The sequence below is a fragment of the Bradyrhizobium sp. SZCCHNR1043 genome (assembly GCF_032489675.1).
In the GTDB taxonomy this organism is placed as follows: domain Bacteria; phylum Pseudomonadota; class Alphaproteobacteria; order Rhizobiales; family Xanthobacteraceae; genus Bradyrhizobium.
In genome coordinates this window covers 155,520-179,226 of record NZ_JAUEYN010000001.1, presented here as the reverse complement: position 1 = coordinate 179,226, position 23,707 = coordinate 155,520, and the positions used below count along the sequence as shown (strand labels likewise).

At 64.1% G+C, this 23,707-nt stretch carries 19 protein-coding genes and 1 pseudogene; 4 read left to right on the top strand and 16 right to left on the bottom strand.

The window, feature by feature from the left end; genetic code table 11:
• Window positions 1–24: 24 nt before the first annotated feature.
• The 3 genes from QX039_RS00625 to QX039_RS00615 are packed head-to-tail and all read right to left on the bottom strand — an operon-like array spanning window position 25 to window position 2,480.
• Entirely contained in the window at window positions 25–915 is an 891-nt protein-coding gene (locus tag QX039_RS00625; protein ID WP_315772870.1) for a U32 family peptidase, read from the bottom strand.
• A gap of 36 nt (window positions 916–951) precedes the next feature.
• Window positions 952–1,929, bottom strand: coding sequence for a peptidase U32 family protein (locus QX039_RS00620; RefSeq protein ID WP_315757284.1), 978 nt, complete (start codon window positions 1,927–1,929; stop codon window positions 952–954).
• Entirely contained in the window at window positions 1,920–2,480 is a 561-nt protein-coding gene (locus tag QX039_RS00615; RefSeq protein ID WP_315772868.1) for an SCP2 domain-containing protein, read from the bottom strand. The genes QX039_RS00620 and QX039_RS00615 overlap by 10 nt, the downstream gene beginning before the upstream one ends.
• Window positions 2,481–2,581: 101 nt before the next feature.
• Between QX039_RS00615 and QX039_RS00610 the strand changes: the two genes are divergently transcribed.
• Complete coding sequence (locus QX039_RS00610) at window positions 2,582–4,108, top strand: UbiD family decarboxylase (RefSeq protein ID WP_315772867.1); 1,527 nt, start codon at window positions 2,582–2,584, stop codon at window positions 4,106–4,108.
• Window positions 4,105–4,737 carry a UbiX family flavin prenyltransferase gene (locus tag QX039_RS00605; protein ID WP_315772865.1) on the top strand — a complete coding sequence of 211 codons (633 nt, stop codon included), beginning with the start codon at window positions 4,105–4,107 and terminating at the stop codon, window positions 4,735–4,737. The genes QX039_RS00610 and QX039_RS00605 overlap by 4 nt, the downstream gene beginning before the upstream one ends.
• Before the next feature lie 139 nt (window positions 4,738–4,876).
• On the opposite strand, the gene QX039_RS00600 is transcribed toward QX039_RS00605, so the two are convergent.
• The 11 genes from QX039_RS00600 to QX039_RS00550 all read right to left on the bottom strand — a co-directional run bounded on the left by QX039_RS00600 (window position 4,877) and on the right by QX039_RS00550 (window position 18,632).
• On the bottom strand, window positions 4,877–5,191 hold the full coding sequence (locus tag QX039_RS00600) for a metal-sulfur cluster assembly factor (protein WP_315772863.1): 315 nt from the start codon (window positions 5,189–5,191) through the stop codon (window positions 4,877–4,879).
• Complete coding sequence (locus tag QX039_RS00595) at window positions 5,188–5,697, bottom strand: DUF2249 domain-containing protein (RefSeq protein WP_315772861.1); 510 nt, start codon at window positions 5,695–5,697, stop codon at window positions 5,188–5,190. Before QX039_RS00595 ends, QX039_RS00600 begins: the two co-directional genes overlap by 4 nt.
• A gap of 10 nt (window positions 5,698–5,707) precedes the next feature.
• A complete protein-coding gene (locus QX039_RS00590; RefSeq protein ID WP_315772859.1) occupies window positions 5,708–7,099 on the bottom strand; it encodes a hypothetical protein in 1,392 nt (463 codons plus the stop codon).
• Between the two features lie 280 nt (window positions 7,100–7,379).
• Window positions 7,380–7,985 carry a DUF2478 domain-containing protein gene (locus tag QX039_RS00585; RefSeq protein ID WP_315772858.1) on the bottom strand — a complete coding sequence of 202 codons (606 nt, stop codon included), beginning with the start codon at window positions 7,983–7,985 and terminating at the stop codon, window positions 7,380–7,382.
• 45 nt (window positions 7,986–8,030) lie between these two features.
• On the bottom strand, window positions 8,031–8,324 hold the full coding sequence (locus QX039_RS00580; protein ID WP_315772857.1) for a hypothetical protein: 294 nt from the start codon (window positions 8,322–8,324) through the stop codon (window positions 8,031–8,033).
• A gap of 11 nt (window positions 8,325–8,335) precedes the next feature.
• Window positions 8,336–9,160: a peptidylprolyl isomerase gene (locus QX039_RS00575; protein WP_315772855.1), complete on the bottom strand. Its 825-nt coding sequence runs from the start codon at window positions 9,158–9,160 to the stop codon at window positions 8,336–8,338.
• Window positions 9,161–9,163: 3 nt separating this feature from the next.
• On the bottom strand, window positions 9,164–9,886 hold the full coding sequence (gene narI / locus QX039_RS00570) for a respiratory nitrate reductase subunit gamma (protein ID WP_315772853.1): 723 nt from the start codon (window positions 9,884–9,886) through the stop codon (window positions 9,164–9,166).
• A gap of 10 nt (window positions 9,887–9,896) precedes the next feature.
• The gene (gene narJ / locus QX039_RS00565; protein ID WP_315739588.1) at window positions 9,897–10,607 is read right to left on the bottom strand and encodes a nitrate reductase molybdenum cofactor assembly chaperone; all 711 of its coding nucleotides are present in this window, start codon (window positions 10,605–10,607) and stop codon (window positions 9,897–9,899) included.
• Entirely contained in the window at window positions 10,607–12,127 is a 1,521-nt protein-coding gene (narH, locus tag QX039_RS00560; RefSeq protein ID WP_315772851.1) for a nitrate reductase subunit beta, read from the bottom strand. The genes narJ and narH overlap by 1 nt, the downstream gene beginning before the upstream one ends.
• A complete protein-coding gene (locus QX039_RS00555) occupies window positions 12,124–15,876 on the bottom strand; it encodes a nitrate reductase subunit alpha (RefSeq protein ID WP_315772850.1) in 3,753 nt (1,250 codons plus the stop codon). Before QX039_RS00555 ends, narH begins: the two co-directional genes overlap by 4 nt.
• A gap of 11 nt (window positions 15,877–15,887) precedes the next feature.
• A complete protein-coding gene (locus QX039_RS00550) occupies window positions 15,888–18,632 on the bottom strand; it encodes an MFS transporter (protein WP_315739584.1) in 2,745 nt (914 codons plus the stop codon).
• Window positions 18,633–18,829: 197 nt separating this feature from the next.
• On the opposite strand from QX039_RS00550, the gene QX039_RS00545 reads away from it, so the two are divergent.
• Window positions 18,830–19,528, top strand: coding sequence for a helix-turn-helix domain-containing protein (locus QX039_RS00545; protein ID WP_315739582.1), 699 nt, complete (start codon window positions 18,830–18,832; stop codon window positions 19,526–19,528).
• 129 nt (window positions 19,529–19,657) lie between these two features.
• On the opposite strand, the pseudogene QX039_RS00540 reads toward QX039_RS00545, so the two are convergent.
• Window positions 19,658–20,038: pseudogene (locus tag QX039_RS00540) on the bottom strand (Ku protein); the annotation flags it as partial.
• A 100-nt stretch (window positions 20,039–20,138) separates the two neighbouring features.
• Here QX039_RS00540 and QX039_RS00535 point away from each other — a divergent pair.
• Window positions 20,139–23,015 (top strand): spermidine synthase, encoded by a 2,877-nt coding sequence (locus tag QX039_RS00535; RefSeq protein WP_315772849.1) that lies wholly within the window; start codon window positions 20,139–20,141, stop codon window positions 23,013–23,015.
• A gap of 4 nt (window positions 23,016–23,019) precedes the next feature.
• Here QX039_RS00535 and QX039_RS00530 read toward each other — a convergent pair whose 3' ends face one another.
• Window positions 23,020–23,643 carry a 2OG-Fe(II) oxygenase family protein gene (locus QX039_RS00530; RefSeq protein WP_315739580.1) on the bottom strand — a complete coding sequence of 208 codons (624 nt, stop codon included), beginning with the start codon at window positions 23,641–23,643 and terminating at the stop codon, window positions 23,020–23,022.
• Window positions 23,644–23,707: the final 64 nt, after the last annotated feature.

The following is a 23,707-nucleotide window of genomic DNA, read 5'->3' as shown; positions in this document are numbered from 1 at the left end:
CTCGACAGAAGGACACGGCAGTACCTACCCCGAGACGTAGGAGGCACCGGGGGCGCCGTGCAAGAAGCCGTTGGCGAATGGAACGTCCGGATAGATCTCGCGCAAGCGGCCCCTGGCGGCCTCAGCTTCCACGCGGCCCGCCAGGACCGCCTGGAATTGCTCGGACACCGCGACCATGTCGCAGGCCTGAGGTGACAGCCGCAGCGATCTCACGCCGCTCTGCGTCAGACGATCGAGATCGCCGAGCAGGTTGCAGCAACCATGCGACAACGTCTGCACGCCATTCATGGTGAGGAACGCTTCATTGTCCAGCGTCGTCACGACGAGGCCGTCCGGATCCTGCTCGCACACGAAGCGGCAATTGTCCTTGGCGAGCTTGTGCAGGCGGGCGTGATAGCAGCGCGCGGAGATCGCGAGCGGCACACGGCCGAAGGCGAACACTTCGATCGCCACCTGCGGCACGGCGCCGGCGATCGCGGCAACCGAGGACAGTGGCAGCTCCGGCGGGAGGCAGATCCGGGTAGCGCCCTGGGCGGCATGAAACGCGGCGCTGGCCTCGTTGTAGATGTTGACGAATGGCCCGATCGCATGCGGCCTACCGGCGATCGATTTGAGGCAGGTGAGGTCGTTGACCTCCACCAGACCGTGGCCAAACTCGGCGAGGCTTGCCGTCTGCCGGCGCTCGCGTCGCAACGACACCAGGACCAGCGAACCCAGCAGCACCTGCTTGCCGGCAGCCATAAGCCGCTCGATGACTTCAGGCAAATGGGGTTCGAAGAACGGTGCGCGCTTAGAGCAGACGACCTCGCCGACCACGACGCGGTCGAGCGGGGCCTCGTCGGCCATGCGAAAGTAAAAATCACGCCAGCGCTCGGGCTGCCAATTGTAGAGCACGGGCCCCAGAGTGAGCTGCATTCGGCCTGCGCCTTGTTCCGCCATTGTCATGTCGTCCTAGCGCCAGGTCTTGCGGTAGGCGCCCTGCGTGGTGGCCTGCCCTTCGGTGAACGCCGTGAGGTCGGACGCGTCGGCGGACCGGCCGGCATCGAGCGCTGCCAGCACGCTGCGGAAATGCCGCACGACCCCGTCGACATAGGCGCGGCCGCGCTGGCGGCCCTCGATCTTGAGCGCGGTGACGCCGGCTTCGCGCAAGCCTGCGAGCAGGGTCGTGGCATCGAGGCTGACCGGATCCTCAAAGATGTAGCCAGAACCCTGTGCGGTCGAGAAACGCCCCTTGCACAGCGTTGGATAGCCGGCAGGTTCGTTGCGTCCGAAACGGTTGATTGTGAAAGCGCCAAGCCGCGAGGTCGTGCCCAGTATCGTCTCCTGATAGACGACATGACTGGCCGGCGAGCATACCCCCTGCATGTTCGGCGACTTGCCGGTGGCGTAGGAGGACAGCGAGCAACGCCCCTCGGCCATAACGCATAGTCCGCCAAACACGAACACTTCGGTCTCGCATGCCGTCTCACGGGTGATATCGGCGATCTCGGGCACGCTCAGCACGCGCGGCAGCACCACGCGGCGGGCGCCGAAATTCTCAACATAGAACGCAATCGCGTCGACATTCGCCGCCGCCGCCTGCACCGAGACATGCAGTCGCTGTTCGGGATGGCGCCGCGCGGCATAGTGCATCAGCCCGACATCGGCAAGGATCAGCGCGTCGGCCCCGGCCTCGACGGCATCGTCGACCGCGCGACGCCACAGCTCGACGGCGCCGGCCCGCGGGAAGGTGTTGATCGCAACCAGCACCTTGGCGCCGCGCCGATGCGCGAACGTTACTCCTTCGCGCATCTGCTCGCGGCTGAAATTCAGCCCGGGAAAGTTGCGGGCATTGGTCTCGTCGGCGAAGCCGCAATAGACGGCATCGGCACCGGCTTCGACCGCGCTCTTCAGCGCCGCCGGCGTCCCTGCCGGACAGATCAGCTCCATGGTCGCATCCCGCTTTCGTTCGTCGTTGATCTCAGCAGCGAGTCACGCGCGGCCGCGAGCAGGCGTTGCGCGGGCACGCCGAACGGCCCCGAAAGCGCTGCGATCTCGCCGACCAGATCCAGACCGGCATCGTCGATCGCATTGCGGAGCGCGAGCACCGCCTCGATATCGCCTTCGATGACGAGCTGACGCGAAAACATCAGCGCATCGCCGTCGAGCCGGCCCTCGACCAGCGCCAACAGGCTCACGATCGACGCGGAGATGGACGCATCGAGGCCGGTGGGCAACTCGCGCACCGCCGCGAGTTGCGGCTGCTGTGGGCCCGCCTGAATCACGAAAGCGAACGGCAGATCGGTCGGCTTGATGCCAAAGCGCTTTCCGCGATGCGACCCGAGCCGGTCGAGCAGATGCGGATGCCGGCGCAAAAGCCCACGCAGGAAAGCGCCGAGCGCGATCTGCAGGGGCAGCAACGGCAACGGACGCAGCACCTGCCTGAGCAGTGGCGGCAACAGGGGCAGTGAGGTCGAAGACGCGTCCTGAAGAGAGCTCATGGCACAAGCTCTGGCCGGATCGGCGGGGGAAGTATTTGACCCGGAACAAAGATCCCACTGATTGTTCCAGCTACGAGGCGTTTTTTGAACGGAGCCTATCGTTGCGACGTGATGTCCCTCGCTTCCGCGAGCTGTCGGATTTCCTGCGCTTTCTCGACGAGCGGGGACAGCTGCGACGCATTCGCGACAGCGTCTCGGTCGTCCACGAGATCACCGAGATCCATCGCCGCGTCATCTCCGCCGAAGGGCCCGTGCTGCTGTTCGAACGGCCGATCAAGGCATGCGGCTCGCTCTCGGCAATGCCGCTCGTCACCAATCTGTTCGGCACCGTGGAGCGGGTGGCCTGGGGCATGGGCGTGCAGCCGGAACGATTAGCGGAGCTCGGCGAGATGATGGCGGAGTTGCGCGCCCCGCAGCCGCCGCGCGACATCAGGGAAGCGCTGCAGAAGCTGCCGCTGGCACGCGCAGCGCTGTCGACCCGGCCGAGGCTGCGATCAGCCGCGCCGGTGCATGAATGTGTCACGATGGGCAATGACATCGACCTGACCACCTTGCCGGCCCAGATCTGCTGGCCGGGCGAGCCAGCGCCGCTGTTGACGTGGCCGCTCGTCATCACCGTGCCGCCGGACGCGTCCGCCGGCGAGCAGGAAAATGTCGGCGTCTACCGCATGCAGGTGCTCGGCCGCGATCGCGCCATCATGCGCTGGCTCGCCCATCGCGGCGGCGCCCGCCACCACCAGCAGTGGCAGGCGCAGGGGCGCGACATGCCGATTGCGATCGTGATCGGGGCCGATCCCGCCACCATCCTCAGTGCCGTGCTGCCATTGCCCGAGACCATCTCCGAGCTTCGCTTCGCCGGCATCCTGCGCGGCGACCGTCCCGAGCTGGTCGAATGCCTCACCGTGCCCCTGACGGTGCCGGCGGCCGCCGAGATCGTGATCGAGGGCATCGTGTCGGCCACGGAGACCGCGCCGGAGGGGCCCTATGGCGATCACACCGGCTACTACAACGCCGTCGAGAGCTTTCCGGTGCTTCAGGTCACCGCGATCACCACGCGTCGCAGCCCGCTCTATCTGTCGACGTTCACGGGACGCGCGCCGGACGAGCCGTCTCGAATTGGCGAGGCGCTGAACACGCTGTTCGTCCCCTTGATCCGACGACAATTCCCGGAGGTCGTCGACTGCTATCTGCCGCCGGAGGCCTGCTCCTACAGGATCGCCGTAGTAGCGATCGAGAAGCGCTATCCGGGCCAGGCCCGCCGCATCATGCTCGGCCTGTGGTCGATGCTGCCGCAGTTCAGCTACACCAAGCTCCTCATCGTGGTCGACCACGACATCGACGTCCGCGACTGGCGCGCGGTGATGTGGGCCGTCGCAACGCGCTGCGACTCCTCGCGCGACCTGCTGCCGATTGACAACACGCCGATCGACTATCTCGACTTCGCCTCGCCAAAATCCGGCCTCGGCGGGAAGCTCGGCATCGACGCCACAACCAAGCTCGGGGTCGAGACCGAACGCCCCTGGGGCGAGGTGCTGGCGATGAACCCCGCTGTAGCCGCGCGCATCGACGCGATGTGGCCGAGCCTCGGCCTCGGCGATGCCATAGCCGACCGAACGGCCTCGGCATGAACGGGCGGCATCACGTCATCGTCGGCATCAGCGGCGCCTCGGGCGCCGCGATCGGTGCGCGCATCGTCGAACGGCTCGCGGAGCAGCCGCAATGCACGGTCCATCTCGTGGTGTCGGACGCTGCCATGCGCACCTTGCACGAGGAGGTCGGCCAGGGCGGCCTGGCGCGGCTGCGCGATCTGGCGGCGCATGCTCATGATGTCGCCGACATCGGCGCGAGCATCGCCAGCGGCTCGTTTTCTGCAGCCGGCATGATCGTGGCGCCCTGCTCGATCCGCACCCTCTCGGCGATCGCCTGGGGCCAGCTCGACAACCTGCTGGTCCGCGCCGCCGACGTTCAACTCAAGGAGCGCCGCCGGCTGATACTCCTGGTGCGGGAGAGCCCGCTGCATCTCGGTCATCTCCGAGCGATGACGCAGGCCACCGAGATCGGCGCGATCATCGCGCCGCCAATGCCGGCGTTCTACCTGAAGCCCCAGTCGCTCGATGACGTCATCGAGCAGATCGCCTGTCGCGCGATCAACCTGCTCGGCGTCCCCGGGCTCCACGCCAACGCGCGGGAGTGGCTTCCGGAGCGGACGACCGAAGCAGGCAATCTTGTTGAGATGGCGAAGCAAGACAGACGATAGGATTTGAAGACAGAACACGACAGACGCACTCGGGCGATGGACCGAAGGCGTCCACGGCGGTTGACGTGTTCTTCGACGAGCGGGCGTAACGACGCCGCCTCTCCGGCCGAGCCGCTGCCAGCTTTTCGCTTTCGTTCGGTCAGTTGACGTTGTCGAAACCCAGCGCAGCACGAACGGCCGGATCAATTCTGGATGGGGTCCAAGGCGGATCGAATGTCAACGTCACGTCCACGGCTTCGACGCCCGCAATCTCCGCAATGCTGCTTGCGACCCCTTCCTTGAGAAAACCTGTTGCGGGGCACCCGGGCGTTGTGGCCGTCATCGTGACATGCACGACGCCATCCGTCGCCGTGATCTCATAGATGAAGCCGAGATCGACCACGTTTTCCCCCAGCTCCGGATCGATGACCACGCGCATTGCGTCGCGGATGCGGTCGATGACGTCGCGGCTCATAGCGGAGCCCTCACCGACAGTTCGTAGGTCGATCCATCCGGCGTAAACCCGCCGAGCCAGCGAAAGCCACGCTTCTCAAGTTCAGGGAACAGGAAGACCGGCTCGCGGCCCAGAAGTGCCGACAAGGTCTCTCCAGGGCCCAACTCCTCCGCGGCCGCGAGGATGCGCACCATCGGCTCGGGTGGGTCGAGCTCTCGGTTGTCGAGCGTGACTACGGGATCTGGCCATCGCTCGAATGCGAGGCCGGCACCAGCGTCTTCCTGACCGGCGTCCTCGGCAGCCAACGGCGAAAACAGCACTTCCCAGTCGCCATCGTCGAGCGGTCGATCGGTGTGGGCGAAGCCCTTTCCTGCCATGACGGAGAGCAGCGGAACCGGCCTGAAGCTCGCGATCAGCCGCACACCCTGGCCTGGCGCCAGCCGGTCGACCGCGTCCATGATGATGGAGAACGGTTCGCCTCCGGCCCTGAGAATCGGTCGGACGTCGACGTCAATGTACGCGGTCATGGCTCTCCTCCTAGTTTCTGGCGAACAACAGGCTTGGCGCGATGGCTCCGGCCGGAAGCCTCCGGGAGCCAGCAACATCGGAAAGACGTCGGACTCGCACGAGCTCGTGTATGATTCCAATACTGCCCACGGCCATGACCGCCGCGGCGCCGCGAAACGCTTGGCCCTCGCCCATCATCAACATGATGGTCGCCGCCCATACGCCTAGAAAATAGATGATGAACCACTTCTCGGACCGACGTTCCACCGCCAGGTCCTGAACCCGTGGCGTCGGGGCGCGCCCCATCACGGGACCGTAGGTTTCGAGCCAGGTCAGAAAGGCAACAATCTTGTAGAGCTTCGCGAATATGAGACCAGACAGCCAGCCGAACACGGCCAAGAACGCGAACGCGCCGACATGAACGCCGACCTTTCCGCTGACGATGATGACGGTGCCGAGCGTCACCGTCGCCGCCAGATTGGCGAAAGACACGGTTGCCATCCGCATGTTCAGCTCGAGCTGGCGCCGTTTGCGGGAGCGATAGATCGTCGCGATGTCCCGTCCATAGAGCGCAAGCGAGATCACCCCAAGAACGGCGGCGAGGATGAGCACGGCTCCGAGCTCGGCCCCGAGGCCGATTGCGAACAATCCGCCCACGACTGCCACCGATAGCGCGAGCGCACCGATTTTCAGCGCGGATGTGCCCTGTCGCTCGCCGAGGTCCGCCGAGAGCATGAACATGGCCAGCAGGCGATAGCTCACCCCCATGGCGGTCAGAGTCAGCCAGCCTCCCAGCCCGGCAATCGCATGGATCGGAATCGCCGCGGCCAGGAGCGCGTCGCCGAAGGCGCCCGCCGATCCGGCGAGAGCAAACGCGAACGCGGCGCCGAGCGCGACAGTTGCGCATAACGCGCCAAGTCCGGCGGTGACAAATAGAGCAGATCCCTTCGGCTGGCTGAAGAGAGTCAGGCCCAGATCGAGCGCGACCATCGCCAGACCCGCGCCGAGCACCACGCTGCCGGCCGGCAGAAGCCAAACGGCTGGAGCAATTCGTCCGGCCAGTGAGAGGAAACCCAATATCAAGCAGACCAGACCGACGTTGATGAGGAACAAGGCCGGCAAGGCCCATTTGTCGAAGGGGAGCGGCCTTGCGACGAGAACGGGAACGAACTGGAACAAGGCGCCGCATACCGAGAGAGTGAGCCAACCGATACAGACCGCATGCACAACGACAAGCGTATCGGGAGCGCCGAGCTCTGCGGCGGGGTAACCGAGTCCGCCGACCAGCATTGCCAAGGCAACGAGCAGCCACCCCAGCGCTGCCGCGAAATAGCTCATCGTCCAGCGCGAGATTTTCGCCCCAATCATGAGCGGCTCCAGTTCTTGATCGCGGACGCAGCACTCGCGACGACGATGCGCCATTCGGCAGTTGCCGTCGCCCAGAGGAACGCAGCCAAGGGGACGCGAACGTTCAGCTTGCGCCATACAATCCCCGGCCATCGGAAAGATGCTAAACTGGCCCGACCGGCCATTCTTTGTCGGAGCGCAACATTCTGCGTCATCAGCGTCGTGATGACCACTCCAGCTCGACCGGCGGACTCCCTGTCGCGTCGAGGAACATCCTTGTCAGCCGGAAGACATCTTCGGGGGTCTGGCTTGGCAGTTCTATGTCCCCCGCCCCCTCGATTGCTCGCAATCGCAATCAGCGCAGCTGGCTGGTTGAGTCTATAGTTCGATCCTGCCGAACACTTTCCAGCCACCGCTCCACGTCTCCGCGGGCTTCGAGCTCAACCCCCATATCTCCGACGAAACCTCTCCAGGCATCGATATTGCTGCGCGGCACGCCGACAATCGTCGGTATCGCAAGGTCCAACGCGCGGGCAATCAGATCAAGCGTTCCGCCTCCCCCGCACTCTGCCTTACCAAATTTGTTCAACACCAGGATGTTTGGACGCGCATCCAGGCTGGCGAGGACTCGAACTGTCACCTCTGCCAGCGCCGATTCATCCAGCCGGCAACCTCTCGCTCCCGATCCACGATCCTCGAAGATCGGGATTTGATTTGCCGTGTCGAGCTCCTCAAGCAGGACGTCGCACCTGCGATTTTCGTCGAGGAACAGCCTTCGCTGCAGTGCGCCGGCGACCTTCAATCGCGCTCGACGCGAGCGATCCACGAGGTGATCGAACGTCTCGTAGGGATATTTCCCGTCGTCGTATACGAGCGCCACGAGCGGCACGGCCGCAACGCCGACTTTCTCTACTATCTCATCGTGCATGCGAATCCCAACATCAATTTGACGCTTCGACATTTTTAGCCCGCCCCTCCAGCACGGATAGCCTGCGGTGGATCCGTTCTAGGAGTGATCGATTTCATCCCTCTGCAGCGACCACTTGATCATGGAGGTCAGACAGACGATCGCGGGGTCGGCGGCGCTGTCGATAGCGCTCATCAACCCGAGCCAATCCTCGTTCTCTGCGAGATTTGCAAAGCGCCGGACAGCAGCCGACGCATACTCACCGACATCTTCGCCGAGGCGATCCGCGACAGAGCTGATGCGCACCAGGAGCGTGAGGTCGCCACACCCCTGCAACACCGCACTCGACTTCGTGTCGTCACTGAGATCGTGAATGAGATCCCCGAGCAGCATGATCGCCCCCTCTACTGCGGCAGTACCGATTGCGGCGCCGGCAACGTCACGCCAACGATCTCCGCGCGGCCTGCCAGATTGGCTACATATTGCGCGAGCGCCTGATGCCGCACACGCTCGGTGAGATATTGCGAAATGCGCGCCCTTGCCATGTCGAACGGCAGGACTTGTCCAAGGGCCCGTCGGTCGAGGCGCACGACATGGATACCAAAGCGTGTCTCAATCAGACCGACCTCTCCAACCGACATCCGGGCCAGCGCGGCGTCGAACTCTGCGGTCGTCTGCCCACGCGACAGCTGCCCGAGCCTGCCACCATTCTCCGCCGAGACCCTGCAATCGGAGCGTTCGCGCGCGATGGTCTCGAACAGTTCCGGGCTTCTCTGCACGGCCTCCACGATCGTCCGCCCCTCGTCTCGCGCAGCCGACCGAGCCAGCGAATCGCTGCTCAGCGCGATCAGCAGGATGTGAGACGCTTCGTAGAGTTCTCCGACCAGGAACCGCTGCCTGTTCTGATCGTAGAAGCGACGGCACGTCGATTCGTCCGGCTCGTGTATCAGAACCTCACGCGCGATCAGCGCCCGCATCGCCGCCTCTTCCTCGGTTTCGCTGCGACCTTCGGCATCGCGCAGGGGAGCGGCCGTTATGCCGAGCCGCATGACCTCCTGTCTCAGCAATTCGCGCACCGCAAGCGCGCGCGCCGCCGCTTGCCAGGCGAGGATCGGCTTGTCCGACGGATGGTTCTGAACTTCCCGGGCAATGACGTCGCGTTCGATCACGACCCCGTTCACACTGACCGGCTTCGGCTTTGGAAGCGCCGCGCCCAATGAACAGTCCATCGGCTACTCCGCGGGCTGAATTGGTTGCACAAGATGACGGCGCCCGTCGCGGCTGCGCACCACCTGATAGCCGCGGCGGCCGAGATACCACACCGGCGCACTCCAGATGTGGACCAGGCGGGTGAAGGGGAAGAGCAGGAAGATAGTCATTCCCAGGACCAGATGCGCCTTGAAGATCGGATGGACGTCGACAATGTTGGCGGCGATTCCGGGCTGCAACGTGAGAATGCCCTGCGCCCAGGCCATGAACTTGACCATTTCATGACCATCGAGATGACCGAGCGACACGGGGATGGTCGCCAAGCCAAGCAGCAGCTGGACGAACAGCACCAGAAGGATACCCGTGTCAGCAAAAGACGACGTCGCGTGAATCCTGGGATCGAAAAGCCTGCGATGCGCGAGGAGTGAAATGCCGACCAGACACATCAGTCCGGCGCCGCCACCGGCGACGATCGCGAGCATCTGCTTGAAGCCGTGGGACACGCCGAGCATGTCAAACACCCAGATGGGCGTCAGCAGCCCGACGAAATGACCCGCAAAAATGAAGAGGATCCCAACATGGAAAAGGTTCGAGCCCCAGATCAATTGGCGCCGCCGAAGCAGCTGACTCGAGCCTGAGCGCCACGTGTATTGCTCGCGGTCGAACCGAATCAGACTGCCGACCAGAAAGACTGTCAGGCAGAGATAGGGATACCAGCCGAAGACGATGGCATTGAGTGTTTGCATGGCCAATCCCTCATTGCAACTGTGACGGCGGCGCGTTGACCGCACGTTTGGCGTGGCGCAGTTTTGCGATCAGATTGTCGTGCCCACAGGCTGCCTGGTCGCCCCCTCCCGGGCCGAACCTGACCTCTTCATCCTCCCAGGCCGCGTCGAGCGCGTGCAGGTCCATCGGATCCACGTCCGCCGCCTTCAGCAGCTCATCGACGATCTCCGCGCGGGGCTGCTCCGCGGCGATCTGGAGCAGCGCATCGAACACCGCCCTATAGCTCGACTGCCGACGCCCCAGTCGTTCCGCGAGCGCGGCGATGATGTGGCTGGTCTGGCCAAGCAACTCGCGCGCGTCCGTAAGCTCCCGGGTGGCGAGGTATTCGAGGAACAACGGCAGATAATCCGGCAGCTCGTTGCCGGCGATGACGAGGTTCGCACGGTCATACATGGCCCGCAGGTCGACCATGGCCTGGCCGCGGTCGCGGCCTTCGCCATGGACGTGCTCGAACAGATGCAGCGCCAGCGTCTTGCTGCGGTCGAACAGCAGGCCGTAGCGCTCCTGCAGGTCGTAGACGTCGCCCGTGGCGATCTCCTGCAGCAGCACATCGAGCTCCCGGCGAATGCCAGGCCGGACGAGGCCTTCCTGGTCGAGCACCCGCGCGAGCTCCGGGATGGCCGCGATCAATTCCCCGCTCGGATAGTTCAGCAATGCCGACAGCACCTTGAACGTCTTCATCAGGCGACCTCCATCGGGTTCTTGGCCTTACGCGGCGATCCGAACAGGTTGACTTCGCTTTCGCCCCCGGAGCAGCCGTTGCCGAACGAGAAGCCGCAGGAGCCGCGGATATCAAATGCGTCGGCACCGAGCTCGCGGTGCGCGGTCGGGATCACGAAGCGGTCCTCGTAGTTGGCGATCGCCATGATGTGGTACATGTCGTCGATCTGCGGGCCGCTCAGGCCGACGCGCCTCGCGATCGCCTCGTCGACCACGCCATCGATGGTCTTGGCCCGCATATAGGCACGCATGGCCAGCATTCGCTCGAGCGCCAGCGTCACCGGCTTCTCGTCGCCCGCAGTCAGCAGATTGGCGAGGTACCGCATCGGAATGCGCAAGGATTTGACGTCGGGCATCTCGCCATCGTGCCCGATCTTGCCGGACGAGGCCGCCGACGTGATCGGCGACAGCGGCGGCACATACCAGACCATCGGCAGGGTCCGATATTCCGGGTGCAAGGGGAAGGCGACCTTCCATTCCATCGCCATCTTCCAGATCGGCGACCGTATCGCCGCCTCCAGCCATGCATGAGGGATGCCCTGGCGCTCGGCTTCCGCAAGCACGCTCGGATCGTTCGGATCGAGAAAGATGTCGAGCTGGGCCTGGTAGAGATCGCCCTCGTCGGGCTTGGCCGCGGCCTCTGCGATGCGGTCCGCGTCATACAGCACGACACCGAGATAGCGAATGCGCCCGACACAGGTCTCGGAGCACACGGTCGGCTGCCCCGCCTCGATCCGAGGATAGCAGAAGATGCACTTCTCCGATTTTCCCGAGGACCAGTTATAATAGATCTTCTTGTATGGACAGCCGGAGACGCACATTCTCCAGCCGCGGCACTTGTCCTGATCGATGAGGACGATGCCGTCCTCCTCGCGCTTGTAGATCGCGCCGGACGGGCAGGATGCGACGCATGCCGGATTGAGGCAATGCTCGCACAGCCGCGGCAGATACATCATGAAGGTGTTCTCGAACTGGCCGTAGATCTCCTTCTGCACGCCGTCGAAATTGATGTCCTGAGAGCGCTTGGCGAATTCGCCGCCCAGGATCTCTTCCCAGTTCGGTCCCCACTCGATCTTTTCCATCCGCTCTCCAGACACCAGCGAGCGCGGCCGTGCGGTCGGCATCGCAGATGCCTCGGGCGCACTTTGCAGGTGCTGATAGTCGAAGGTGAACGGCTCGTAGTAGTCATCGATCTCGGGGAGGTCGGGATTGGCGAAGATATTCGCCAGAACCCGCCACTTGCCGCCGATCCGCGGCTGGATCGACCCGTCGCGATTGCGCGACCAGCCTCCCTTCCAGCGGGACTGGTTCTCCCAATCCTTGGGATAGCCAACGCCTGGTTTGGTCTCGACGTTGTTGAACCACGCGTATTCCATCCCCTCGCGGCTGGTCCAGACGTTCTTGCAGGTCACGCTGCACGTGTGGCAGCCGATGCACTTGTCGAGATTGAGCACCATTGCGATCTGAGCACGGATCTTCATTCTGCAGCCTCCGAGGGGGTCGTGGCCGACCGGTCAGCAGTCGGCTGGTCCAGCCAATCAATCTTCGACATCTTCCGGACGATGACGAACTCGTCGCGGTTGGCGCCGACCGTGCCGTAGTAGTTGAAGCCATAGGCCTGCTGAGCGTAGCCCCCGATCATGTGCGTCGGCTTCGGAACGACACGCGTCACCGAATTGTGGATGCCGCCGCGCAGCCCCGTCTGCTCGGAGCCCGGCACGTTCACGATCTTTTCCTGAGCATGATACATCATGCACATGCCCTGCTTGACCCGCTGCGAGACCACAGCGCGCGCAACCAGCGCGCCATTGGTGTTGTAGGCCTCGATCCAGTCATTGTCGGCGATACCGGCAGCCTTTGCGTCGATCTCGCTGATCCACACGATGGGACCGCCGCGCGACAGGGTCAGCATCAGGAGATTGTCGGTATAGGTGGAGTGGATGCCCCACTTCTGATGGGGCGTAATGAAGTTCAGGATGACGGACGCATTGCCATTCGGCTTGCGATCGATCACCGGCTTGACGGTCTTGGTATCGATCGGCGGCCGGTAGACGCAGAAGCCCTCGCCGAAGGCCCTCATCCATAGGTGATCCTGATAGAGCTGCTGCCTGCCGGTCAGCGTCCGCCACGGGATCAGCTCGTGGACATTGGTGTAGCCGGCGTTGTAGCAGACCTTCTCCGACTCGAGCCCCGACCAGATCGGCGACGAGATGATCTTGCGCGGCTGCGCGACGACGTCGCGGAATCGGATCTTCTCGTCTTCCTTCGGAATGGCGAGATGAGCATGGTCGCGGCCGGTGAATTGCTCCAGGGACGACCACGCCTTGACCGCGACCTCGCCATTGGTTTCCGGCGCCAGGCTGAGGATCACCTCGCAAGCGTCGACCGCACTGTCGATGCGAGCCAGCCCCTGGGTCGGCCCGTCGTCAGCAACGACGCCGTTGAGGCGCTTCAGGAGCTCGACCTCATGGTCGGTGTTCCAGGCCATCCCCTTGCCGCCATTGCCGAGCTTGTTCATCAACGGTCCAAGCGAGGTGAAGCGCTTGTAGAGATTCGGATAGTCACGTTCGACCACCGTGACCGCCGGCATGGTCTTGCCGGGGATCGGATCGATCTCGCCCTGCTTCCAGTCCTTGACGTCGAACGCCTGCGCGATTTCGCCCGGACTGTCATGCATGATCGGGGTCAGCACGACGTCCTTCTCGACCCCGAGCACTTCGGGCGCGACCCTGGAGAAGGCCTCCGCGATCCCCTTATAGATGTCCCAATCGCTGCGCGATTCCCACACCGGATCGATCGCCGCCGAGAGCGGATGGATGAAGGGATGCATGTCGGACGTATTGAGGTCGTTCTTCTCGTACCAAGTGGCCGTCGGCAGCACGACGTCCGAATACATGCATGTGGTCGACATCCGGAAGTCGAGCGTGACCAGCAGATCGAGCTTTCCTTCCGGGGCCTCTTCGTGCCAAGTGACCTCGACCGGTCTATTGTGGCCCTGGTCGCCAAGATCCTTGCCGATCACGCCATGCTTGGTGCCGAGCAGATGCTTGAGGAAATATTCGTGACCCTTGCCTGAGGCGCCGAGCAGGTTGGAGCGCCAGACGAACAGGTTGCGGGGCCAGTTCTTCGGATGATCGGGATCCTCGCAGGAGAGCTTCAGCTCGCCCGACTTCAAGGCCTTAGCGACGTAGTCCTTCGGCTCCAGGCCGGCGGCGGCGGAGCGCTTCGATACCTCGATCGGATTGGCCTGCAGTTGCGGCGCGGACGGCAGCCATCCCATGCGCTCCGCGCGGACATTGTAGTCGATCAGCGCTCCGTCCCAAGAACCGGCCGGTGCGGTCGGTGAGAGAATCTCGCTGACATTGACCGTCTCGTAGCGCCATTGGTCGGTGTGAGCGTAAAACGCCGAGGTCGAATTCATCTGCCTCGGCGGGCGCCCCCAATCGAGCGCAAAGGCGAGCGGCGTCCAGCCCGACTGCGGCCGCAGCTTCTCCTGACCCACATAATGCGACCAGCCACCGCCGGACTGGCCGACGCAGCCGCACATCACCAGCATGTTGATGATGCCGCGATAGTTCATGTCCATGTGGTACCAGTGGTTCAGACCGGCCCCGACGATGACCATCGAGCGCCCCCGGGTCTTAGACGCATTCGAGGCAAACTCGCGCGCAACCGCGATGATCTGGCCGCGCGGCACGCCACAGATCGCCTCGGCCCATGCCGGAGTGTACGGCTCCAGATCGTCGTAGCTCCTGCCGAGATGGTCGCCGCCGAAGCCGCGATCGACGCCATAATTGGCGGCGAACAAATCGAACACAGTGGCCACGACCGCCTCGCCATCGGCAAGACGAAGTCGCTTCACCGGCACGTTGCGGGTCAGCACATCCGGATGATTGGTGCCGCTGAAGTGATCGTGCTGACGGTTGCCGAAATAGGGGAATCCCACCGGCGCGATGTCGTCCTCGATGCCGGCCAGAGACAGCCGCAGCCGGGTGTCGTTGTTCGCCGAGCTCTTCTCTTCCAGGCTCCACTTGCCTTTTTCGCCCCAGCGGAAGCCGACCGATCCCTTGGGCACGACAATGGCCCCGCTGATCTCATCATAGGCGACGGTCTTCCATTCGGGATTGTTGGCCTCGTCGAGCGATGTGGCGAAATCCGAGGCGCGCACGAACCGCTCAGGAACGAGCCGTCCCTCGGATTTCACCAGCCGCACCAGAAATGGCATATCCGTATACTGGCGCACATAGTCGTTGAAGTATGGCGTCTGCCGGTCGATGTGAAACTCCTTGAGGATCACGTGACCCATCGCCATCGCGAGCGCCGCGTCGGTGCCCTGCTTCGGCGACAGCCAGAGATCGGCGAATTTCGCGGCCTCGGAATAATCCGGGCAGACAACGACGCTTTTGGCCCCCTTGTAACGAACCTCAGTATAGAAGTGCGCATCCGGCGTACGCGTCTGTGGCACGTTGGAGCCCCACAGCATCAGGAAGCCTGAATTGTACCAGTCCGCGCTTTCAGGTACGTCGGTCTGCTCGCCCCAGGTCTGTGGCGAGGCCGGCGGCAGGTCGCAATACCAATCGTAGAACGACATGCAGACGCCGCCGAGCAGCGACAGATAGCGCGCACCGGCCGCGTAGCTCACCATGGACATCGCCGGGATCGGCGAAAATCCGAACACGCGGTCCGGACCATGGGCTCTGACCGTATAGGCATTGGCTGCCGCGATCAGCTCATTGACCTCGGCCCAACTCGCCCGCACGAAGCCGCCCAGTCCGCGCTTCTGCACATAGTCCGAGCGCTTGCCCGGATTCTCGACGATCGACTTCCAGGCTGCGACCGGCGTCATCCGCGCTCGCGCCTCGCGCCACAGCCTGAGCAGCCGCGAGCGCACCAGCGGATATTTCACCCGGTTTCCGGAATAGAGGTACCAGCTGTAGCTCGCGCCGCGGGCGCAGCCGCGCGGCTCATGATTGGGAAGATCAGGGCGCGTCCGGGGGTAGTCGGTCTGCTGGGTCTCCCAGGTGACGATGCCGCCCTTGACGTAGACCTTCCACGAGCAGGAGCCGGTGCAGTTCACGCCATGCGTCGAGCGCACGATCTTGTCGTGCTGCCAGCGCTTGCGATAGCCCTCCTCCCAGGAACGGTCCTCGGTCGTCGTCACGCCGTGTCCGCCTGCGAACTCCTCCTTGGCCCGGGTAAAGAAGGTCAGCCTATCGAGAAAATGGCTCATCGTTTACGTCCTCATTCAGCGGGTTGGGCAGCGGCCGCGATCGCCCCGCGCCGTTCGACGTCGTGCAGGACGCCGCCCTTGCGGGTGTAGACGGCCCAGGTGATCAGCACGCAGGTGACGTAGAAGCCGAAGAAGCCCCATAGGGCGGCCTGCACGCCGCCGGTGAGGTCGATCGAGGTGCCGTAGGATTTGGGAATGAAGAATGCGCCGAAGGCGGCAATCGCGGAGGTGAAGCCGGTGATGGCGGCGGATTCCTTCTCGGCCTGGCGCAGCCGCGTCTCCGCGTCCGCGGTCGGCATGAGCCGGGTCATTTCCTGGCGCATGATGTTGGGGATCATCTGGAAGGTCGATGCATTGCCGACGCCGGTCGCGAAGAACAGCAGCAGGAACATCGCGAAGAAGCCCCAGAATGCACCGGGCTGATCCTTGATGCCGAGGAAGTAGAGCACCCCGAGCACGCCGGCCATCATCAGCAGGAACACCCCGACGGTCACGCGCCCGCCGCCCCATTTGTCGGCCATCCAGCCCGTCGCGGACCGCGACAAGGCACCCACCAGCGGCCCGAGGAATGCGAACTGCAACGCGTCGATGGCCGGGAACTGGGTCTTCGCCAGCAGCGGAAAGCCCGCGGAATAGCCGATGAACGAGCCGAACGTGCCGGTGTAGAGCCAGCACATGATCCAGTTGTGCCGCCGCTGGAAGATGACGGCCTGATCGGCGAAGGACGCTTTCGCGGAGGCGATGTCGTTCATCCCGAACCAGGCGGCGAAAGCACTGGCGACGATGAACGGCACCCAGACGAAGCCGGCGTTCTGAAGCCAGATCGGCATCGGCTGCGACCCGCTCGTCGCCATCGCCGGATCTCCGCCGAACCAGCCGAACACGCCGACCGTGATGACGATCGGCACCACGAACTGGACGACGCTGACGCCGAGATTGCCGAGGCCGGCATTGAGCGCGAGCGCGTTGCCCTTCTCGGCGCGGGGAAAGAAGAAGGAGATGTTGGCCATCGACGAGGCGAAATTGCCGCCGCCAAAGCCGCACAGCAGAGCCAATATCAGGAACACCGGATAGGGCGTTGCGGGATTCTGCACCGCATAGCCGATTCCGATCGCGGGTATCAGCAGCGACCACGTGGCCAGCGTGGTCCACAGCCGGCCGCCGAAGATCGGCACCATGAAGGAGTAGAAGATGCGCAGAACTGCACCGGAGATCCCAGGCAGCGAAGCCAGCCAGAACAGCTCATCGGTCGTGAACTTGAAGCCGACCGAAGGCAGCTTCGCAACCACGACAGACCAGACCTGCCAGACCGCGAAGGACAACAGCAGCGCCGGAATGGATATCCAGAGATTGCGTCGCGCGATGGCTCGGCCCTGCTCCCTCCAGAACGTGTCGTCCTCAGGCCGCCAGTCGGTGAGAACCGCGCCGGACAGGGCTCCGATGTGCTCGGGCCGGTGGATCTCCTCCATTTCCGGCAGCTCCGGCAGCCTCTTCAGCGCCTCGCCGGCAACGCCGCGCTCCATCTGCCGGATCGAGAGATGCATCCAGACCAGCGCGACCCCGACGAGCAGGAAGAGCAGCATGAAGCAGCTGGTTCGCAGACCGGTGAGATCGACCAGCGCGCCGAACGCGATCGGGAGCACGAATCCGCCGAGCCCGCCGATCATGCCGACCAGGCCGCCGACGGCTCCGACATTGTTCGGATAGTAGACGGGGATGTGCTTGTAGACGGCGGCCTTGCCGAGCGCCATGAAGAAGCCGAGCACGAAGACGATGACGACGAACGGGACGAGCCCCATCTCCAGATGAAAGCCGACCTTTCCGTTGACGGTCGTCACGACGTAGTCCGTCGGCGGGTAGGACAACAGGAAGGTCGCGGCGACACCGACCAGAAATGTCCAGTACATCACGCGACGGGCACCGAAGCGATCGGACAAGTGTCCGCCGTAGGCGCGAAACACGCTGGCCGGAAACGAGAACATGGCGGCCATCATGCCGGCCGATTGGATTCCGACACCGTAGACCTTGATCAGGTATTGCGGCAGCCACAGCGACAGCGCGACGAAGGCGCCGAAAACGAAGAAGTAATACAGCGCAAAGCGCCAGACCTGGATGTTCTTGAGCGGCGCGAGCTCGAGCCAGGCGCTGCCGGCCTTCTGCTTGCGCTGCCTTCGCGAGCGGACCACCGGGTCCTCCTCGGAGAACAGCCAGAAGACGATCGCCATGACGCCGATCGCGAGCGCCCATATCTGGGCCACGGTCTGCCAGCCATAGGCGACCAGCACGAACGGCGCGACGAACTTGGTGACGGCGGCGCCCACATTGCCGGCGCCGAAGATTCCAAGCGCAGTGCCCTGCTTGGCCGTCGGATAGAACCGCGACACATAGGCGACGCCGACCGCGAACGAACCACCGGCGATTCCGACAAAGAGCGCGGCGACGAGAAATTGCGGATAGGTATGCGCCCAGGTCAGGAGATAGGTCGCGACCGCCGCGGCGAGCATCACGACGGTGTAGACGCGGCGCCCGCCATACTGATCGGTCCAGATGCCCAGTATCAGCCGGATCAGCGAGCCGCTCAGGATCGGGGTGCCGATCAGGAGACCGAACTCGGTTTCGTTCAGATCCAGCTCTTGCTTGATCCGGATGCCGATGATCGAGAAGATCGTCCACACCGCAAAGCAGATCGTGAACGAGATTGTTGAGAGCCAGAGTGCTCGCGTTCGGTGCTCAGGGCTGAAATCTGCGGCGTCCATGGTGGCCTCGACGTATGGCTTCGACGCCACAGCAGTTATTCGGGGCACCAGGGAAAGGTTTTGCGATGCATCAACCGGACGGTCCGGTCGGCCACAATCTGCCAAATGTCTCAGATCGGATTGTCAGACTGCACGTATGCAATTGACTTTTGTCACGGTTCGGCGCGATAGCGGGTGAGTGACTCCTGGAGCTTCGCTTGCGCCCCGACGAACTCGCCCAGTTGAAGACGCTGCCGCTGTTTGCGGACCTCAGCGAGGAGAACCTGAAGCGGTTGCTCGGCGCGGCTCTGCTGCAGCAATTTCCGGCCGGGGTGCGGTTGGCTCGCGAGGGAGATCAGGCCGACTTCCTGCATGTGCTGATTGGCGGGTTGGTGGAAATCTACACCGAGCAGGACGAGGCCGAGTGGGGCATCTCACTGCTTCGTCCCGTGTCGACCTTCATACTTGCTGCAGTCGTGGTCGATCAGGCGTATCTCAATTCAGCCCGCACGCTGACGGAGTCGCGGGTGCTGCTGATCCCCGCCCGCGATGTAAGGGCACTCTTCGACGAAGACATCGCATTCGCACGGATTGTTGCTCAGGAGCTGGCGTATGCCTATCGCGCTTCTGTCAAGAAACTGAAGGGCACCCTGGCCCGGTCGAGCATCGAGCGTCTCGCCAACTGGATCCTCGCCGAAGCCCAGCGCGAACCGGGGCATGCGAATATCGTCATCCCATTCGACCGCGGCACGCTGGCCTCCCACATCGGCACGACGCGCGAAAACCTGTCACGCAGTCTTGCCCAACTTACGAGCCATGGGATTCGCGTCCGCGGACGAGAGATCGTCATCGACCACAAGGAGCGGTTGGAGCTGTTTGCCCGGCCAAAGCCCCTGATCGACGATCCCGGCTCGTAGGCTTCTTTGGCGTTCGGTCCTGCCCCTCTGTTGGGAACGGCAAATCAGCAGAGTACGGAAACGGAGCGTCGATATAGTTCTTCTCCGCCGCACACCCACTCCGCGTGACAGACGCTGAGACGCCCCGAATCCGATCGGCCCTGGAAAGTGCGGCCGGCAAAGCCGTGATCGCGGGCGACGCTGAGCCTTGTCCACGAACTCGTCGATCTCGATCGTACGCGTGGACTCCAGGGCGATCTCCTCGAGCTCCTCCTTCGAGACCTCGATGTACTGGCCCTTCTCGAGCTCATAGCCCTTGACGATGTCTTCGTGGGGGACCTCTTCGCCCGTATCGGCGTCGACCTTGACGTACTTGATCCGGTGGCCAGTTGTCCGGTTCAGCTGATTGAAGCTGATCTTCTCGGACTCGGAGGTGGCCGGGTAGAGGGCCACCGGGCACGTAACGAGCGACAGGCGCAGGAAGCCTTTCCAATTGGCGGGGGGCCATGTACGCGGAACTCCGGTTGAAATGGTCCGGACTCAAGACGAATGGCGGCGCCGGGTTCCGACGGGCGGCTTTGGTACGCTTCTAAATGGCTGATATCTCAGATAAAATAATTAAATCAACGCTTTGGCGCTTCTCCGTGGTGCCGATGATGGGTCTGGTCATCGTTCCCTGACGGGCCTCATGCGATACAACCGTCTGCGCCGAACGGCTGCTCCCGCAGCTTCTGTCAAACCACCGTCACGTAACGCGAACACAAGGAAACGATCCCGACCTTGGCGGCCGGGGCAGCCGAGCTTGATCCAGTGCTCGGAGCTGCGCCCGCACGGCGCGCTGCATCCGAAGACCGATCGCAGGAATTGCGGGTACCGAATCTTGACCGAAGCAGGCCATGCAGGCCCGTGCGACAATGATCTGATCGCGGAGAAGCAAGGCGTCGGGTCTCTCGGCGTCGGTCCCGTCGCCTGCCGGAGCACGGCTCGGCTGAGGGCGCTGAGGCTGCTGATTGCTGCATCCGGCCTCGCCGGGCTGGGCTATGAGATCGTCTGGACGCGTCAGCTCGCCCTCGCCCTGGGCACGGAAATGATGGCCGTGCTCGGCGCCATCGCAGGATTTTTCGCCGGACTGGCGGTGGGCGCCTTCTTCCTCGATGGCAGGATCCGCCGCGCCGCCAATCCGCACCGGGTGTATGCCGTTCTCGAAACGGTCATCGGCCTGTGGGGGCTGTGTGCGATCTGGCTGCTTCCCGCGTGCGCGCACGCCCTCGCGCCGCTGCTCGGCACGGCGCCCTCCCCCGCCTTGTTATGGAGCGCGAGCTTCCTGCTGCCGACGCTGGTGCTGTTGCCGGCGACGGTTGCGATGGGCGGGACGCTGACCGCGCTGGAACGCATGATGTCCGCGGCGCGCGGCCCGCAGCCCGTCAGCGCCGGCGTCTACGGCGCGAACACGGCCGGCGCCGTCGCTGGCACGCTGCTGTCCACCTTCGTGCTGATCCCCGCGCTTGGATTGTCGACGACGCTGCTTTGCCTGGCAGCCGTCAACGCAGCCTGCGCGTTGGCAGCGCTCCGCCTCGGCGGAGCCGTGCAAGTCGACCCTCGGGCGGGCGATGATCGCGAGCCTGCTGTCGCCGACCTCCGCCTGACAGGAACGCTGTTCGTCACCGGCCTGCTCGGCATCGCGTTCGAAGTGCTGGTCGTGCGCCTGGCCGCGCAGATGATGCAGGACACGGTCTATAGCTTCGCCTGTCTGCTGGCAGCCTACCTGCTGGGCACCGCGATGGGCGGCATGATCTGGCAGCGCGTCGGGCCGAGGGTTGCGCTCGGCAAAACCGCCTTGATCAGCAGCACCGCGCTCGTCTGCCTCGGCACGGCGCTCATGACGCCCTTGCTTGGCGGCGTCGCTGACAGCGCGGCGAGCCTCGGTGTCGCCGGCGAGCTCGGACTCGCGCTGACGCTGTTCCTGTTACCCGCGATGGCGATGGGCGCCTTGTTCGGCCAGCTCATGCAGGATGTCCGCAACGTCAGGGGATCAGTCGGCTGGGCCGTCGGCATCAACAGCCTCGGCGCAGCCGTTGCGCCGCTGACCGCGGCACAGCTGCTGATTCCCGCTTTCGGCACTTGGAGAGCATTGGTCCTCGTTGCCGTCGGATATCTTCTGCTGCTGCAGCCCCAACGCGCTGCGCTGCGCTGGGCGGCGGCGCCCGCTCTACTTGCACTCGCGCTGTTGTGGCTTCCCGCCCCCCTGCTCATCAAGGTCCCGCCGGGCGGCAAGCTTCTGGCCGTGCGCGAGGGACCGATGGCGACCGCGAGCGTCGTCGACGACGCCTCAGGAGCACGCTATCTCGAGGTGAACGGCCACTTCCGCATGGGCGGCACCAGTTCGGTGCGATCCGATTTCCGCCAGGCCATGCTGCCGCTGCTCTTGCATCCAGCGCCGCGCAGCGCCCTCTTCCTCGGTGTAGGCACCGGCGCGACCGTGCTCGGCGCGGCGCAGATGCCGGGCCTCGACGTGCGCGCGGTCGAGCTGTCCTCCGAGGTCGTCGCGCTGCTGCCCTGGTTCGACAACCCCGCGGCCGAGAAGGAAAGGCCGCCGATCTCCGTTGCCGATGCCCGGCGCTTCATCATCGCCGATGACGGACGCTACGACGTGATCGTGGCGGACCTGTTCCACCCGGCGCTCGATGGCAGCGGCGCGCTGTACACGGTCGAACATTTCGCGGCCGTCAAGCGGCGACTGGCGACCGAGGGCGTGTTCTGCCAGTGGCTGCCGCTCTATCAGCTCGATACGCCGTCACTGCGCGCGATCGTCAGAAGCTTTCTCGCAGTCTTCCCACAAGGGTCCGCCTGGCTGAACCATTACAGCGTGCGCACGCCGATGCTGGCTCTGATCGGATCAGGCGCCCCAAGCCCGATCGACCCCGAGCTCGTCGCCGCACGGTTCTCCGACCGGAAGCTTCACCCGGTCATTCAACCTCTCGGCTTCGATCAGCCGATCGATCTTCTGGGCCAGTATGTCGCCGGCGCCAAAGCGCTCGCGAGCTTCGCCGGTCCGGGACCGCGCAACACCGACGATTTCCCGTTCGTCACGTTCGACGCGCGCAGCAATGTCCACGCTCTCTCGGCGGCCCCATGGCAATTGCTGCTGACGGTCCTCAGCCAGACAAAGACCGACGCGGTCGATTTGCTGGAAGACTCGAAACGCGGAATGTGGGAGGAACGGCTCGGCGCCTATTGGCGGGCCCGCAACCGATTCATCCAGGCCGGCGCCGCGCTGACCGGCGAACCGCGCGGGCCGGCGCTCATTGCAGCCGCCGCCCCCGGCCTCCTCGATTCCATTCGCGCCAGCGCCGAGTTCGAGCCGGCCTATGCGCCGCTGATGAGCATGGCAAAAGCGCTGCTTGCATCGGATCGCGCGGCTGCTGAACGCCTGCTTCGGGCGATCGACGCCGCCGCGCCGTCGCGACGCGACGCGCGCGACCTGCTGTCGCGCGAGTTCGAACGATAGCGCGTCAGGACGAGAAGCTGACGCGGTAGCCCCAGCAGTCCAGATGATCAGGAATCGCGTTGAAGGCGATCGTGATGCGCTGATCGCCCTGATTGCGCGGCACCTCGTGATAGAGATAGCTCGGGAACAGCACGAGATCGCCCGGCTCCGCCTCGGGCAGCACGTATTTGCCGGCATTGAACGGGCCGACTGCGGCGCTGCGCGTGTGATGGCGGAACGAGAAATCGCTGCCACCGGGCGGCCGCACGAACACGGTGCGGCTGCCGGGATGCGACGGCGTCAGATAGAAGATGCCCGAGATGAAGCTGTTGGCGTGGGCGTGCAGGGTCTGGTTGCCGCCGGTCTCCAGCATGTTCGTCCACATCTCCTTGACCGTCCAGCGCAGCTTCTCGCCGAACAGCAGCTCGCCGAAATCGACCAGCTTGGGCACGGCGAGTTCGGCGATGGTCTGAAACAGATTGTTGGCGCGAGGATCGGCGACCTCGGTGTGGAACAGCTGTCCGGACCGCAGATTGTTCTCGATCTTCGAATTGCGGATGGCTGCCACCGCCGCGTCCTTGAGCTCGGCGCTCAAGAGCCCGGGCGAACGCAACAACGGTATCGGGAAAAGAGCTTCGATCTGGTCCATGTCTCAAGGCCTTGCACGCGCCGCAACAGGACCGACAAATTGCCGACTTGCATGACAGCCGGAT